The sequence below is a fragment of the Aquabacterium olei genome, from assembly GCF_003100395.1.
Taxonomy (GTDB): Bacteria; Pseudomonadota; Gammaproteobacteria; order Burkholderiales; family Burkholderiaceae_C; genus Aquabacterium; species Aquabacterium olei.
This window is the reverse complement of the sequence record NZ_CP029210.1, coordinates 1237949-1253844: the sequence shown is the minus strand read 5'-3', so window position 1 is coordinate 1253844 and position 15896 is coordinate 1237949. Positions and strand designations below refer to the sequence as shown.

The following is a 15896-nucleotide window of genomic DNA, read 5'->3' as shown; positions in this document are numbered from 1 at the left end:
TGCTTCGCATGATCACGCTCTACGACTGCGCCACGGCGCCCAGCCCCCGCCGCGCCCGCATCCTGCTGGCTGAAAAAGGCATTCCGCATCACACGGTGCAGATCGACCTGGTGCGAGGTGAGCAACTGGGCGAGGCCTTCCGGACACTCAACCCGCAGTGCACCGTGCCCGCCCTGAAGCTGGACGACGGCACCGTGCTGCCCGACAACGCCGCCATCTGGGCCTGGGCCGAAGCGGCCTACCCGGCGCCGCCGATGCTGGGTCGCACGCCCATCGAGAAGGCGCAGGTGGCCAGCTGGAACGCGCGGCTGGAATTCGAAGGGATGCTTGCCGTGGCCGAAGCCTTCCGCAACACGAGCCCCGCGATGAAGGACCGGGCCCTGACCGGCGAGGCCGCGGTGCCACAGATCCCGGAGCTGGGAGCCCGCGGCCTGGCCCGCGCGCTGCGCTTCTTCGACACGCTGAACACGCATCTGGCCGACCGCAACTTCATCGCGACCGACCATTTCACGCTGGCCGACATCACCGCCGTGGTGCTGGTCGACTTTGCACGCATCATCCGCTTCAAGCCGGGTGAGGCCCATCCCCACCTCGCACGCTGGCGCGCGGCGCTGGCCGAGCGGCCCAGCCTGAAAGCCTGACCATGATCGATCTGTACACCGCCGCCACGCCCAATGGGCACAAGGTTTCCGTGGCACTCGAAGAGATGGGCCTGCCTTACACGGTGCACCCCATCGACCTCGCCTCGGGCGAACAGAAGCAGCCGTGGTTCCTGAAGCTCAACCCCAACGGACGGATCCCGGTCATCGTCGACCGGGAAGCCGACGACTTCGCGGTGTTCGAATCGGGTGCCATCCTGGTCTACCTGGCGGAAAAGACCGGCGTGCTGATGCCGAGCGACGTCAAGGGCCGCTCGCGCGTCATGCAGTGGCTGATGTTCCAGATGGGGGGCGTCGGGCCGATGATGGGCCAGGCGAACGTGTTTTTCCGCTACTTCCCTGAAAAAATCCAGCCCGCCATCGACCGGTATCAGAACGAGTCGCGCCGGCTCTTCGAGGTGCTCGATGCGCAACTGGCGCAGACGGAGTGGCTGGCCGGCGATGCCCTGTCGGTGGCCGACATCGCCAACTGGTGCTGGGTGCGCACGCACCGCTGGTCCGGAGTATCGGTCGACGGGCTGACGCACCTGCAGCGCTGGCTGGATGCCATGAAGGCCCGGCCTGCCTGCCAGCGCGGCGTGGCCGTGCCCGTGAAGGTGCAGAGCCTGGTCGAAGACGACAAGGGATCGGCGGCCTTCATCGCGCAGGCGCAGAAGATGGTGCAGCGCTGAACTGAACGCCGGGCCCCAGTCGGCTGCATCAGAGACAGCGTTCAGTCGCCTGCCGCCGGTGTGCAGCCGCCGTTGTCCTGCACCACGCAATTGCGCCCCTGTGCCTTGGCCCGGTACAGCGCGGCATCGGCGCGCGACATCCAGCGCGTCAGGCTCAGCTCACGCCAGTCGAACTGGGCCACGCCGATGCTGACGCTGAAGCGCAGCGGCCGGCCGTTGGCCATCAGACGGCTTTCACTCACCGCACCGCGGATGCGCTCGGCCAGCACGGCCGCCTGCTCGGCATTGACGTTGGGCAGCAGCACCACGAACTCTTCGCCGCCCAGCCGCGCCAGCAGGTCCATGTTGCGGATCTGCTGCTGCACCGTCTGCGCAAAGTGCACGAGCACCGCATCGCCAGTGACATGGCCGTGCTCGTCGTTGATGCCCTTGAAGTGGTCCAGGTCGAGCATCAGCAAGGACAGGTCATTGCGGTAGCGCAGCGCGCGCTGCATCTCGACTTCGGCCACCTCGGTGAAGGCCAGTCGTGTTGCGGTGCCTGTCAGCGTGTCGGTTCGGGCCGCTTGCTCTGCGGCCTCCTTCTGATGGCGCAGTTCCCGGGTCGCCTGCTCGACGCGGAACTGCAGCTCTTCCTGCGTGGTCGCAATGCGCCCGATCATCGCGTTGATGCCTTCTGCCAGCGAGGCCAGCACGCCGCTGCGCACCCCGTCGATGCGTTCATCCAGCGCGCCTTGACCGACCCGGGTCACCACGTCGTTGATGGCGGTGATCTGCGCCGTCACCCGCGATGCCAGCAGGGTCGCCAGCCCACCGGCCAGCACCAGCCCGCCCGCCGCGGTGACGAGTGACCAGAGCAACAACTCGCGCTGCTGCTGCGCCAGCCTGTCGAGCGACACCTCGAGCACGGCATGGCCCACCAGCCGGGCCCCCTGCCCATAGGCAATGCCGGCCGACGGCGTCGGGGTGTAGAGGTCATCGGTGGGCGCGATGGTGGGGTAGATCGGCAACTCCACGCGCAGGCGTTCACCCAGTTGCACGTCCAGCGCCGAACCCAGTGAAGGCTGCCCCTCTTCCAGCTTGCCGGCCGAGGCCAGAAGCTGGCCATGGGCGTCGTACACGGCCACTGCGTGCAGTTGCGCGTCGTTGCGAATGGCCGCCTCGGCGAGCCGGCCCAGCCCTTCGCGGTCGCCGGCGAACACCATGAACTCCGCGGCACTGCCGAGCTGACGCGCCGAGGCCACGCCCCGGTCCGTCAGGGCATCGGCCATGCGGTCACCATACCGGTACGCAAAACCGATCACCAGCATCACGATCACCAGCAGCGCCGGCAGCGCCGTGGCAATCCACAGACGTGCGCGCATTCCGCCCAGGCTCAAGCTCACCGCCCACCCTCCTGTCGCCGAATCAGTTCGGCCAGTGCAACGGGCTCCGGCACATCGAGCCCCAAGGATCGGCACACCTGTTCGTTGGCCGCAATCATGAAACCATCCGCCAGGCGGGACGCAGGCCAGTTGGCGGCCTGTGGAGCGTGCTTCAACATGGATGCCACCTGCCGCCCCACCTGGGCCGGGCTCGCATACAAACCAAGGGCTGCCCCGGACCGAACCAGGGCAGGTGAATAGGCGATCACCGGGATGCGCTGCCGGTACGCCGCGATCAACACGCGCTGAAGCGCACCGGCATCGGCCACGGTGCTGTCCGGCAGCACGAGCAGCACGTCGCTGTCCGCCAGGGCCGTGCGCAGCGCGGCGTAGAGCATGTCGGGATGGCCGACGGTCACCGGGGTCAGCTGCAAACCGCGCTCACTGGCCTCTTCCGCCAGCACCTGGCGCATGGCCTGGCCATCGGGCCCCAGCAACACGCCCACACGCGTGGACTTCGGAAACACCCTGCGGATGAGTTCCATGTAGCGCTCGGGCGGCTGATCCAGATAGACCGCCGACACCCAGGCCGGCGGGCGCCGCCAGATGGCCGTGAAGGCCTCACGCGGGATCAGCGCCGCCAGCACCGGCACGCGGGCCCAGTCGGCCTGCGCCTCGGCGCGGCTGTGCACCTGCCGCAAGGCGCTGCTGCCCAGGGTGACCACAGCGCCGGGATGCCCCTCTGCAGGCAGTTGCCCCGATTCCAGAACGATGAGATCACCGCGCCGGCCCGACTGGCGCCAGGCCACCTGCAACGCAGACAGCGCTTCGGCGTGCGCCCCACCTGCGTCCGAGGGCAGCACCCACACCGAATCGCCCGCCGCGCGCAGGGGCAGGGTCGCTCCGGCCAACGCGGCGCCCGCGGCAAGCAGCAGTGACTGGCGCCGGTTGATCAGATCAGATCTCCAGCTTCAGCGTGACGAACACCCGCCGGGACAACTCGAACCCGCGGCTGACCAGAAAGGCGTCCTGGCTGCCCTCCAGAGACTGCACGGTGAGCGCCGCCTCGGCTTTGCTGTTAGCCAGGCGGAACGTCCGCGCCAGGCGCACGTCGGTGCGGTTGGAGACCGGAAGCCAGTCGCGGCCATCCCGCCAGGTCATGCGCCCCAGACGTTCGTGAATGACGCTCAGTTCCACATCGGTCCCGAGCCGCTGGAACAGGGCCAGCGTTGTGTGGTGACGCGGCGGCTGGGCCTTGTTCTCGGTCTCGTACCGCGCGTTCGACCACTCGGTCTCGGTGAAAGTCTGGTTCAGCCACAGCTCGGTGTTGCCCAGCGGCTTCCAGCGCATCTGGTATTCCAGCCCGGTCACCAGCAGGTCGGAGAAGTTCACGTAATCACGCGTTCTGCGTAACGTCTGTGGATGAACCACCCCACGGGGAGACAATTGAGGTGCGATCAAGTCCTGGGCACGCTCGCGGAACAGGCGTGCATCCAGCGTGAGCCGCTGTTCGGGCCACCGCCCGACGTAGCCCAGCTCGAAGCTGCGGAGCTTTTCGGGCTGCACCCGGCCCGTGGCAGCGTACTCGTGGTCATAGACCGCACCGGCCGAGGTGTACTGGCGCGTATCGGCCGCGTACTCAGACAGGTTGGGCGCCCGCACCGAGTCGGTCACACCGATACGGAGCGTGTGCCCCGCCGACGGAAACCAGTTCGCCATCAGACGCGGCGTGGCATAGGTACCCGCCCGGCTGTGGTTGCCCACGAAGAGCCCCCCGTTCAACAGCCACTGGGGGGCCACGCGCCACTCCACCGTGCCGAAGCCCCGGGTCTCCTGGAAGGACCGCCACGCCGTCGTGTTGTACAACGGCTGGGAGCGGGCCCGCTCGTCCTTGTATCCCACGCCGACCAGTGCGCGCACGGTGCTGCCCAGCCCGATGCGCCGCTGGACCTCGGCGTTGGTCCGCCGCCCGACCGCGCTGTAATCCCAGAAGACCGTGGCGCCGGGAATGGGGTTGCTTGCCCGCGTGGCCTTGTCGTTCGGCGAGACCGCCTGGTCGTCCTTGTGGTCTTCCATGTAGCTGACCAGCACCTTCAACTCGTCGGCATCGGCCAGCTGGCGACGCCAGTCAGCCAGCAGATGAACGTCCCGGCTGTAAATGGTGTGATGCGGGTTGCCCACGTCGGTGGCGCTGTACCCTTCACCGGCGGCCAGGTACGACACCCCGCTGGACAGCATCACCTCGTCGACGGGCGAAGGCCGCAGATCGACCCGGCCATTGAGCTGGCTGAGGCGTTTGTTGTCGTAGGCGTTCTGATAACCGGTGTCGCGCTGCTCGCCGGCCGACAACCGGAAGCTGGCGACTTCGTTGCCTGCCCCCACACGCGCCCGCTTGTCGAAGATGCCGTCGTTGCCGAGGGTCACCCCCAGTTCGCCACCCACCGTATCGGCGCTGTGCCGCGTGATGATGTTGATGACGCCGAACATCGCGTTGGCTCCATAGGCGGCCGAGTTGGCCCCCCGCAGCACCTCGATGCGCTCGATGTCCTCGAGCATCACGCCCATCATGCCGCGGTGCGTGTCGCCCAGATAGGCCGAGGAATAGACGGAGCGGCCGTCGATCAGCACCAGGTTGCGCGTGCCGAAGTCATCCAGCGGCACGTGGTAGGCCGCCAGCGGGTTGGCACCGTTCCAACCGCTGGAAACATAGCCCGGCACCAGCCGCAGCACCTCGGCCACCGTGCGCGCGCCCGACTGGCGGATGGTCTTGCGATCGACCACCGTGATTGCACCCGGCGCTTCATTGAGCGGCTGCTCGAGCCGGCTGGCTGTCAAGACCACCGGGATGTTGGCGTAGTAGTCGTCTTCGGAGGGCGTGCGCACATCGGCACGTGCAGCGGCGGTACCGGCCACGGCAAAGCACATCCCCAAACACCTGACAACCGCTCGAACACGCCACATGAAAGTACAGCCTGGAGACCCGACTTGTTGAAGCCGCCGATTATGTACGCGCCGCACCGGGCCACTGCCCCCATCGCCTGCGCGATCTGCGCACGAGCATGACGCAGCGCTGACAGAAACCGAGCGTTACCAGTCACCACTCGGGCAAACCCTAGACATCCCTGCCTCCGTGCAGATAATCAGTTGCCTGTTTGTTACACGGCGTCACAAATGCGGTCGAATTTACCCGTCACTCAAAACGAGGTCCTGTTTGCCGAGGGCGACTCTCTCGTCACCACGACGGACCTCAAGGGCCGCATCTGCTACTGCAATCCCAGCTTCATCGAAGTCAGCGGCTTCACCAAGGACGAGTTGCTCGGGCAACCGCACAACGTGATCCGTCACCCCGACATGCCGGAAGAGGCCTTCCGGGACATGTGGGCCACGATCTCGCAAGGCCTGCCGTGGTCCGGCATGGTGAAGAACCGGCGCAAGAACGGTGACTTCTACTGGGTGAAAGCCAACGTGACCCCGCTGCTGGACGCACGCGGCGAGCTCACCGGCTACATGTCGGTGCGAAACCGGCCGGACCGTGCCGCCGTGGCAGAGGCCGAAGCGCTGTACCAGCGCATGAAGGCTGGTGGCGACATGAGCGGCCCGCTGAAGCTCGACCGGGGTCACCTGTTGCCCACGCATCCGCTGGCTCGCGCGCTGGATCGTCTGCAGCCGGGGTTGAAGGGCAGGATGGCGTTGTTGTCCGGTGGCCTGGGCTTGCTGGGTTTTCTCCTGGGCTCGTACCAGGCCGGTGGGCCCGCATCCCCGTCGGTGGGCGCGCTGACACTGGGTCTGACGGCCGCTGGAGGCTGCGCACTGCTCGGTGGCCTCTACCTGACACGCCAGGTGCTCCGCCCCATCGCCTCGCTCACCCGATCAGCGCATCAGATGGCGGGCGGCAACCTGACCGCCGAGGTGGCCTCGGCACACCATGACGAGATCGGCCGACTGTCGGAGGCCCTCACGCAGGTGAACGCCAACTTCACTGCCATCGTGCGCGACGCGCGTCGGGGTGTCTCGCACCTGCGCAGCGACACCGCGGACATCGCCCATGGCAATGGCGACCTGAACCAGCGCACCATCGTGTCCGCCGGGCAACTGCAGCAGACGGCAGCCTCGGTCGAGCAGATCACGACCAGCGTCTCGCACAGCACGCACAAGGCCGAAGAAGCCACCGGCATGGCCAACGCGGCCAAGCGGGCTGCCGAGGCCAGTGCCGCCTCGGTGGCGCAGATGTCGACCAGCATGCAGCGCATCCACACTGCATCGGGGCGCGTGATGGACATCATCCAGGTGGTCGACGAGATCGCGTTCCAGACCAACCTGCTCGCCCTGAACGCTGCGGTGGAATCGGCCCGTGCCGGCGAGCACGGCCGGGGCTTTGCCGTGGTGGCCGGCGAGGTGCGCACGCTGGCGCAACGCAGCGCGGTGGCGGCGCAGGAAGTGCGCACCCTCATCAAGGACACCGTACAGCAGGTGGAAGCCGGCGACGCGCAGACCCTGGTGGTGCAGCAGGGCATGAGCGATGTGCAGCAGGCCATCCACGCCGTGCACGCGTTCATCGCCGACATCACACGCGGCATGCAGCAACAGAAGCTCGGGATCCAGCAAGTCAACGGGGCGATCAGCGAGCTCGACCACATCACGCAGCAGAACGCCGCGCTGGTCGAACGCATCGCCCATGCCGCGGTCGATGTCACGCGGCAGGCCGACGATGTTGCCGCTTCGGTGGCGGTGTTCCGCTTGAGCGGCGATGCGGTCACGCACTGAGGTGTGAACGGCTTCACGCGCAAGCCGTTGGCGTGCGGCTTTCCGCGCAGGCCATCGAAACTGTCGAGATCTCCTGACAGCGCAAAGTGGCGCTGCTCCCTACATTGCAGGGCATTCATCGGCAGCGGTCATTCCCACTCATGCGTTCGATCAACGACCTGCGGTTTGCGCACAAGTTCCTCATTCTCGGCGTTCTGGCTGCGGCCATGATGGTGGTGCCCTCGGCCCTCCTCATGCGGGGAGACCTCCAGTCCATCCACCAGGCACAGGAAGAAGTGCAGGGGCTTGCGCCATCCGGCTCGTTGCTCAAGCTGGTGCAACTCACCCAGCAGCACCGGGGGCTCTCGGCCCTGTACCTTGGCGGCAAGGAGAAGAGCCCGGCGCCGCGGCAGGCCAAGCAACGTGAGATCAATGCGGCCATCGAGACCGCACTGGCCGAAGTCAAGGCACTGAACCGCAACGCGCTGTCGGACGCCGCACAGGGCATCGCGCGAGACTGGCGCGCCGTGGCATCGGCCGTGGATGCGCGCGGCGTGGCAGGCCCCGAGAGCTTCGCGCGCCACACGGCCCTGGTGACGGCCCAGCGCAACCTGGTGCTCGACATCGCCCGGGCCACGGGCATCGCCACCCACCAGCAGCCGGCGGGCTACTACCTGCAGCTTGCGGTGCTGGAGCATCTGCCTGCCCTGGCAGAAAGCCTGGGACAGATGCGCGCACGCGGCACGCTGCTGCTGACCAACGGTCAGGGCACGCCCGATGAACGTGCGGCCATTGCCTCGCTGGCTGGTGCGATGAAAGACAGCCTGGACCACGCCAAGCGCGCCCTGGCGCAGGCGGTGGCCGAGGACGCACAACTCGGCCGGACACTGAATGGCCCGATCGGCGAGGCAGTTCAGGCCGGCGAGCGTGGGCTCTCGCTGATCGACAGTGCGCTGATCCGCGCTGAATCGCTGACCCACCCGCCCGCGCAGTACTTCGCCGAGACCACCCAGGTCATCGACACGCAGTTCAAGCTGGTGGATGCGGCCTTCGCGGCGCTGAAGGCCAACCTCGACCAGAACGCCGCCCGCACCCAGCAACGCGTCCTGATGGTGCTCGCTGTCCTGGCCTTGCTCGGTGTACTGGGCGCCGCCCTCATTCTGTCGATCACGCGCTCCACCGTGCGGTCGATCTCCCGCGCGGTCGACCTCGCCAAGGCCGTTGCCGACGGCGACCTGACGCAGCGCGTGGCGTCCACAGACCGTGACGAAGTGGGCGACCTCATCCGTGCACTGGACCGCATGACCGACAGCCTGTCGGCCACCGTGGGCGCCGTGCGTGCCAATGCGGAGTGCGTGGCCAGCGCCAGCCAGCAGATCGCCCATGGCAACAGCGATCTGTCACAGCGCACGGAAGAGCAGGCCAGTGCGCTTGCTCAGACTGCCTCTTCCATGGAACAGCTGGGCGCCACCGTGCGTCAGAACGCCGACAGCGCCGGCCAGGCCGATGCCCTCACCCAGGCCGCCACCGAGTCCGCCATGCGCGGGGGCGAGATCGTGCAGGGCGTCGTCACCAGCATGCGCAGCATCGACGAGCACTCGCAGCGCGTCACCGACATCGTCGGTGTGATCGACGGCATTGCCTTTCAGACCAACATCCTGGCGCTCAACGCGGCTGTGGAGGCCGCCCGCGCGGGCGATCACGGCCGGGGCTTTGCCGTCGTGGCGAGCGAGGTGCGTCTGCTGGCTTCGCGCAGTGCGGAGGCGGCCCGGGAGATCAAGCAGTTGATCGCCGCCAGCGTCGAGCGCGTTCAGGAAGGACGCGACCATGCCGAGGAAGCCGGCGAAGCGATGAAGACCATCGTCGGCGCCGTCGAACGCGTGGCCCACATCATGTCGGAGATCCGATCGGCCAGCGAAGAGCAGCGCGCCGGCGTCTCGCAAGTGGGCCTGGCCGTGCACCAGATGGATGCCACCACGCAGCAGAACGCCGCGCTGGTGGAGCAAAGTGCCGCGGCGGCCGAAAGCCTGCACAGCCAGGCGGCCGAACTGGTCAAGGCGGTGAACACGTTCAGGCTCGCAGCCTGATGTTGTGCGGGGGGCGGCCCAAACCGCGTTTGCCTGTTCAGTTAATGAGGCGCCAAGCGCTGCGGCTCATTTCGAGAGGTGCCCAGACCTTGCGGCCAAGCAGCAAAGATCCCGGCCCTCCTGCCCAGGCACAGCCTCACCTTTAGACAGCGTTTGCCCCACACATGTCGAGCGGCGCATGACGGCTACATGCTGTCTCAAAAAACAAGAAAGCCTCACTCGAGGAGTGAGGCTGAATTGTTGATTCACTGGTAGGCCGTGTTGGACTTGAACCAACGACCAAAGGATTATGAGTCCTCTGCTCTAACCAACTGAGCTAACGGCCCCCTGAACGCACTGCGCTGCCGAGCGCCCTCCCGGGCCTGCTCAACAGGCAGCCCGCTATCCTAGCAGAGCACGCCCTGCCAGCGCTGCCGTCGCCCCGCTCCGCGCAAAGCCCACCAGCGCGCACGCCACTTGCCCTGCCCGGTGCACTGCCCCATGCCTGCACCCGTCATGCCGCCCCCATCCACGCCAAGTCGACTCTCTGCGGGCGCCCTTGCCGCCCTGCCCACCGTGCGCCGCATCGCCGTGTTGCGCCCCAATGCCATTGGCGATTTCGTGTTCGCGCTGCCCGCCTTGCACGCCTTGCGTGCCAGCTGGCCTCAGGCCCGCATCACGCTGTTGGGGCGTGAATGGCACCGTGAACTGCTTACCGGTCGACCGGGCCCGGTCGACGAGGTTGTGGTCGTGCCGGCGATGCCCGGGATTGGCGCACCCGAAGACACTCCACCCGATACGCCTCGCACCGACGACTTCCTCCGCGCGGTGCGTCAGGCGCGCTTTGACCTCGCGATCCAGCTGTATGGCGGGGGCCGCTACACGAACCCGTTCGTCGCCAGCCTGGGTGCGGCCCTGACGGTCGGCATGCAGGCCGACGACGCGCCGCCACTCGACCGCAATCTGCCCTACGAGCGTTGGCGCAACGAGCGCTTGCGCCTGCTGGAGGTGGTCGGCCTGGCCGGCGCCACGCCCCGCGAACTCAACCCGCGGCTGGCTGTCACCGCGCAAGACCACGCCGTGCTGAACGACGCCACAGCGCTGCCGCACCAGCCCATCGTCGTGCTGCAGCCGGGCGCCACCGACGAGCGGCGACGCTGGCCCGTCGAGCGTTTTGCGGCCGTCGGCCGGGCGCTGGCCGAAGCGGGCGCCTTCCTCGTCATCAATGGCAGCGAGGCCGAACGCCCGTTGACCGCGCAGCTGGCCAGCATGCTGGCCGTGCCCCATGTGGACCTGGCGGGCCGCCTGCCACTGGCCGGGCTGCTCGCGCTGTTGCAGCGGGCTCGCCTGCTGGTGTCCAACGACACCGGCCCCTTGCACCTGGCCTCGGCCCTGGGCTGCCCCAGTGTCGGCATCTACTGGGCCATGAACATCATCACCGCCGCGCCGCTGGTGCAGGGGCGACAACGGGCCATCCTGTCGATGAGACTGATGTGCCCGGTGTGTGGCGTGGAAAACGTGCGCCAGCGCTGTCCGCATCAGGTGTCCTTTGTGGACGACGTGGGCGTCGATGAGGTGCAGGTGGCGGCCATGGCCGAATGGCACGCCGGCCCGGGTGGCCACACGGCCCCTGCGCCCCATGCCAGGCACGACACCACCCGCGCGGGAGCAACCCCGGCCGCTGGCGCCGAATTACTTGACGCTCAAGGCGTTGCTGACCAGACGTGAGGTGATGTCGACGATCTCGATCATGCGGTCGTAGGCCATGCGCGTCGGCCCGATCACGCCGAGCGTGCCCACCACCTGCCCGTTGATCTCGTATGGCGCTGACACGACCGACAGCTCTTCAAACGGCACCACCTGGCTTTCGCCACCGATGTAGATGTGCACCCCCTCGGCGCGGCTGGAGCCGTCCAGCAGGCGCATCAGCTGGGTCTTCTGCTCGAACAGGTCGAACAGCCGGCGCAGCGACCCGAGGTCGTTGGAGAAGTCCTGCACGGTCAGCAGGTTGCGCTCACCCGACACGACGAGCTGGTCGGTGCTCTCGGCCATCGCCTCGCCACCGGCCTGCACGGCCTGGCTCATCAAGGTGGCGATGTCCGAGCGCAGCTCGTCGACCTCGGTCTTGAGCCGGTTGCGCATCTCTTCGATGGTGAGCCCCGAATAGTGCGCGTTCAGGATGTTGCTGGCCTCGACGAGCTGCGACTGCGTGTAATCCTGAACCGTGAAGATCACGCGGTTCTGTACGTCGCCATCCGGGGCCACCAGGATCACCAGCACGCGTTTGTCGCCCAGGCGCACGAATTCGATGTGCCGGAACACCGAGGCCTTGCGCGGCGCGGTCACCACCCCGACGAACTGCGACAGGTTGGACAGCATGTGCGCCGCGTTGGCAATGACCCGCTGGGGCTGGTCGGGCTGCAGGTGCGGCGCCTGCTCCCCCGCTTCGGCCGACAGCGCATCCAGCGTCAGCGGACGGGCCGTCAACATGGTGTCGACGAACAGGCGATAGCCCCGGGGCGTGGGCACCCGCCCGGCCGAGGTGTGCGGGCTGACGATGAGGCCCAGCTCTTCCAGGTCGGCCATCACGTTGCGGATGGTGGCCGCAGACAGGTCGAGGCCCGAAGCGCGCGACAGGGTGCGCGAGCCCACAGGTTGCCCGTCGGCGATGTAGCGCTCGACCAGCGCTTTCAGGAGAATCTTGGCACGGTCGTCCAGCATGGCTGCCTCATTCTAGGCGCAGGTGGCGCCGCTGGGTCCCCTCGCCCTGGGGAAAAGCACAGGTTTGTCATGGTCCGTGTGGTGTAATTCCCCGCATGCCGAGCCTGCCCGCCTGCCGCTTCAACCACGCCGCCCTGGTGGGCAAGTACCACGCGCGCGGCATCAAGCCCGTGCTCGAAGACGTCGCGCAGATCCTGGTGCGCGCCGGGCTCGATGTCTCGATCGAGCAGGAAACGGCGCAAAGCACCGGCATGGCCGACTACCCGTCGCTGGCCATGCGCGAGATCGGCCGCCAATGCGACGTCGTCGTCGTGGTCGGTGGCGACGGCACCATGCTGGCCACCGCCCGCGAACTGGCCCCTTTCGACGTGCCGCTCATCGGCATCAACCAGGGCCGCCTGGGTTTCATCACCGACATCCAACTCAAGGACATGGCCACCGCCCTGCCCCTGATCCTGGGCGGCCAGTACGCGGAAGAAAAGCGCGTGCTGCTGGCCGGCGCCGTGCTGCGCCCCACCCGCGAGGGCGAGTTCGACACCATCTACGAGGGCTTCGCGATCAACGAGATCGTCGTGAGCCGCGGCGCGGTGGCCTCGATGGTCGAGGTGCGCGCCGAGGTCGACGGCCTGTTCGTGGCCAACTACCGCGCCGACGGCTTGATCGTGTCGACCCCCACCGGGTCCACGGCCTACGCCATGTCGGCGGGCGGCCCCATCCTGCACCCGGATCTCGGCGGCTGGACCATCGTCCCCATCGCCTCGCACACCCTGTCGAACCGGCCCATCGTGCTGCCCGACACCGGCACCGTCACGATCGAGATCGTGGCCGCGCGCGATGCGAGCATGAATTTCGACATGCAGAGCCTGGCCAGCCTGCTGCCCGGTGACCGCGTGACGGTGCGCCGCTCGCCCCACCGGGTGCGCTTCCTGCATCCGGAAGGCTGGAATTACTACGCCACGCTGCGCCGCAAGCTGCGCTGGAATGAAGGAGTGAGTTGAGATGCTGCGCCGCCTGAGCCTGCGCGATTTCGTCATCGTCACCCAACTGGAAGTCGACCTGGGCGCCGGTTTCACGGCCCTCACGGGCGAGACGGGTGCCGGCAAGTCCATCCTGATCGACGCGCTGCAACTGGCGCTGGGCAGCCGCGGTGATGCGGGCGTGGTGCGCGAAGGCGCAGCCAAGGCCGACATCACCGCCGAGTTCGACCTGCCCCAGGCGCTGGCCGCCCGCCTGGCCCCCTGGCTGGAAGAGGCCGGATTCGAGGTCGAGCCCGGTGCCCCGATGATGCTGCGGCGGGTGGTCGATGCGCAGGGCAAGAGTCGCGCGTGGATCAACGGCGCGCCGGCCACCGTGTCGCAGTTGCGAGAACTGGGCGAGCACCTCGTCGACATCCACGGCCAGCACGCCTGGCAGAGCCTCACCCGCGCCGACGCCGTGCGCGCGCTGGTGGACACGCAGGCGGGCGTCGATACCGCCGCGCTGCAGCAGGCGTGGGCCGCGCGACGCGACGCCCAGCGCCGCCTGGACGACGCCCGCAGCCGCCAGGCCGATCTGGAACGCGAGCGCGAGCGCCTGCAATGGCAGATCGGCGAGCTCGACAAGCTGTCGCCCCAGCCCGACGAGTGGGACACGCTGAACGCGGAACACCAGCGCCTGAGCCACGGCCAGGCGATTCTGGATGCCGCCCGGCTGGCGCTCGACGCCGTCTCGGAGGCCGACGACAGCGCCGAGTCGCTCACCAGCCGCGCCATCGATGCGCTGGAAGACGTGGCCGGCGTGGAGCCCCATCTGGCCAACGCCCTGGAGGTGCTGCGCGATGCCCAGGCGCAGCTGCAGGACGCCGCCCACAGCCTCAACAGCGCGCTGCACCACACCGAACTCGACCCCGATCGCCTGGCCGAACTCGACGGCCGCATGTCGGCCTGGATGAGCCTGTCGCGCCGCTACCGCCGCCAGCCCGCCGAGCTGCCGGAACTGTTGCAAGGCTGGAAGGCCGAGCTGGCCGAGCTGGACGCCGCCGCCGACCTCGACGCGCTGGAGCGCGACGCCGCACGCGCTCACCAGTCGTGGCTGACGATCGCGCGCACCGTATCGAAGCAACGCGCTCAGGCCGCACCCGCCCTCGCCGACGCCGTCACGGCGGCCATGCAGGAGTTGGGCATGACCGGTGGCCGCTTCGAGGTGGCCCTGACCGCGCAAGCCGAGCCGCAGGCCTTCGGCCTGGAATCGGTGGAGTTTCTGGTGGCCGGGCACGCCGGCAGCACCCCGCGCCCGCTGGGCAAGGTGGCCTCGGGTGGTGAGCTGTCGCGCCTGGCTCTCGCCATTGCCGTGACCACCACACAGCGCACGGCCGATGCCGACCAGGTCGGCACGCTGATCTTCGACGAGATCGACTCGGGCGTGGGCGGCGCCGTCGCCGACACCGTGGGCCGGCTGATGCAACGCCTGGGCCACGGCCGTCAGGTGCTGGCCGTCACGCACCTGGCGCAGGTGGCCGCGTGTGCTCACCAGCACCTGCTGGTGGCCAAGTCGCTGCAGGGTGGCCAGACCACCAGCGACATCCGCCCGGTGAGCGCCGAGCCGCGCGTGGCCGAAGTGGCACGCATGCTGGGCGGGGCCGTCAGCGACACCAGTCTGGCGCATGCCCGCGCCATGCTCGACGCCGCCCACCAGCAGGACACGCAGGACCGCGAAGCACCTGCGTCGGCCTCATCCAGCCCCCGCCGCCGCAAGGAAGCCGCATGAGACCGCTCGACATCGTCCTGCTGACGGGCATTTCGGGCTCGGGCAAATCCGTGGCGCTCAATGCGCTCGAGGATGCAGGCTACTTCTGCGTCGACAACCTGCCCCCGGAACTGCTGCGCGGCCTGGTCGGCCTGGAGCAGCAACGCCTGCCCGAACAGCAGCGACGGCTTGCGGTGTCGGTGGACGTGCGCAGTGCGGGCTCGCTGCCGCAGCTGCTGCCTGTGCTGGGCGAGTTGCGCACCGAAGGCCACACCGTGCGCTCGGTGTTCCTGGATGCCAGCACCGAGGTGCTGGTGCGGCGCTTCTCGGAAACGCGGAGGCCGCATCCCCTTTTGCAGGCCACCGGCCATGTGGCCACGCAAGGCGAGCAGGCCGATGTCGCCCTGCCGCAGAAAGACCAGGCCCTGATCGACACGATCAACCTGGAGCGCGAGTTGCTGAGCCCGCTGCGCGATGTGTCGACCGTGATCGACACGACATTGCTGCGCCCGGCCCAGTTGCGCACCTGGATCCGCAACATCGTGCAGGCGGCGCCGGCCCGGCTCACGCTGGTGTTCGAATCGTTCGCCTTCAAGCACGGTGTGCCGGTGGACGCCGACTTCGTCTTCGACGTGCGCATGCTGCCCAACCCCTTCTATCTGAAGGAGCTCAAGCCGCTGACGGGCCGCGACCAGCCGGTGATCGACTACCTGGCCGCCCAGCCCGAATCGGCCGAGCTGATTGCGCAGATCGAGTCCTTCCTGCTGCGCTGGCTGCCGGCGCTGGAAGGCGACCAGCGCAGCTACGTCACCGTGGCCATTGGCTGCACGGGCGGGCAGCACCGCTCGGTGTACTGCGTCGAGCAGCTGGTGCGCCGCTTTGCCTCGCGCGGCGTGGTGCTGGCGCGGCACCGCGAGCAGGACGCCCGCTGATACATCTGCCCGCGTGACA

At 68.1% G+C, this 15896-nt stretch carries 12 protein-coding genes, 1 tRNA gene and 1 pseudogene; 9 read left to right on the top strand and 5 right to left on the bottom strand.

Going from position 1 to position 15896, the window contains the following annotated elements:
• The first annotated feature begins 8 nt into the window (after positions 1-8).
• On the top strand, positions 9-641 hold the full coding sequence (locus DEH84_RS05600) for a glutathione S-transferase family protein (protein ID WP_109035533.1): 633 nt from the start codon (positions 9-11) through the stop codon (positions 639-641).
• A gap of 2 nt (positions 642-643) precedes the next feature.
• A complete protein-coding gene (locus tag DEH84_RS05595; protein WP_109035532.1) occupies positions 644-1330 on the top strand; it encodes a glutathione S-transferase family protein in 687 nt (228 codons plus the stop codon).
• Positions 1331-1371: 41 nt separating this feature from the next.
• Here the strand turns inward: DEH84_RS05595 and DEH84_RS05590 are convergent, their stop codons facing one another.
• Genes DEH84_RS05590 through DEH84_RS05580 form a run of 3 tightly spaced genes read right to left on the bottom strand, consistent with a single transcriptional unit; the run spans position 1372 to position 5616 of the window.
• Positions 1372-2691: a diguanylate cyclase gene (locus tag DEH84_RS05590; protein ID WP_109035530.1), complete on the bottom strand. Its 1320-nt coding sequence runs from the start codon at positions 2689-2691 to the stop codon at positions 1372-1374.
• 17 nt (positions 2692-2708) lie between these two features.
• Positions 2709-3602 carry an ABC transporter substrate-binding protein gene (locus DEH84_RS05585; protein WP_159098874.1) on the bottom strand — a complete coding sequence of 298 codons (894 nt, stop codon included), beginning with the start codon at positions 3600-3602 and terminating at the stop codon, positions 2709-2711.
• A 46-nt stretch (positions 3603-3648) separates the two neighbouring features.
• On the bottom strand, positions 3649-5616 hold the full coding sequence (locus DEH84_RS05580) for a TonB-dependent receptor plug domain-containing protein (protein ID WP_159098873.1): 1968 nt from the start codon (positions 5614-5616) through the stop codon (positions 3649-3651).
• 246 nt (positions 5617-5862) lie between these two features.
• Here DEH84_RS05580 and DEH84_RS19735 point away from each other — a divergent pair.
• The 3 genes and pseudogenes from DEH84_RS19735 to DEH84_RS05570 all read left to right on the top strand — a co-directional run.
• Positions 5863-6594 (top strand): annotated as a pseudogene (locus DEH84_RS19735) (PAS domain-containing protein); the annotation flags it as partial.
• A complete protein-coding gene (locus DEH84_RS19730) occupies positions 6574-7455 on the top strand; it encodes a methyl-accepting chemotaxis protein (RefSeq protein WP_425429006.1) in 882 nt (293 codons plus the stop codon). The pseudogene DEH84_RS19735 and the gene DEH84_RS19730, both read left to right, overlap by 21 nt.
• A gap of 140 nt (positions 7456-7595) precedes the next feature.
• Entirely contained in the window at positions 7596-9521 is a 1926-nt protein-coding gene (locus tag DEH84_RS05570; protein ID WP_109035522.1) for a methyl-accepting chemotaxis protein, read from the top strand.
• Positions 9522-9770: 249 nt separating this feature from the next.
• On the opposite strand, the gene DEH84_RS05565 is transcribed toward DEH84_RS05570, so the two are convergent.
• A tRNA-Ile gene (locus DEH84_RS05565) sits at positions 9771-9847 on the bottom strand.
• A gap of 154 nt (positions 9848-10001) precedes the next feature.
• Between DEH84_RS05565 and DEH84_RS05560 the strand changes: the two genes are divergently transcribed.
• Positions 10002-11228: a glycosyltransferase family 9 protein gene (locus DEH84_RS05560; RefSeq protein ID WP_245932694.1), complete on the top strand. Its 1227-nt coding sequence runs from the start codon at positions 10002-10004 to the stop codon at positions 11226-11228.
• On the opposite strand, the gene hrcA is transcribed toward DEH84_RS05560, so the two are convergent.
• Positions 11193-12221, bottom strand: a complete 1029-nt coding sequence (gene hrcA / locus DEH84_RS05555) for a heat-inducible transcriptional repressor HrcA (protein ID WP_109035518.1) — start codon at positions 12219-12221, stop codon at positions 11193-11195. The two genes, DEH84_RS05560 and hrcA, sit on opposite strands and share 36 nt — an antisense overlap.
• Positions 12222-12316: 95 nt before the next feature.
• Between hrcA and DEH84_RS05550 the strand changes: the two genes are divergently transcribed.
• The 3 genes from DEH84_RS05550 to rapZ are packed head-to-tail and all read left to right on the top strand — an operon-like array spanning position 12317 to position 15877.
• Complete coding sequence (locus tag DEH84_RS05550) at positions 12317-13219, top strand: NAD kinase (RefSeq protein WP_109035516.1); 903 nt, start codon at positions 12317-12319, stop codon at positions 13217-13219.
• A 1-nt stretch (position 13220) separates the two neighbouring features.
• The gene (gene recN / locus DEH84_RS05545) at positions 13221-14966 is read left to right on the top strand and encodes a DNA repair protein RecN (RefSeq protein WP_109035514.1); all 1746 of its coding nucleotides are present in this window, start codon (positions 13221-13223) and stop codon (positions 14964-14966) included.
• Positions 14963-15877, top strand: a complete 915-nt coding sequence (gene rapZ, locus DEH84_RS05540) for an RNase adapter RapZ (protein ID WP_109035512.1) — start codon at positions 14963-14965, stop codon at positions 15875-15877. Before recN ends, rapZ begins: the two co-directional genes overlap by 4 nt.
• The last annotated feature ends 19 nt before the right edge of the window (positions 15878-15896 follow it).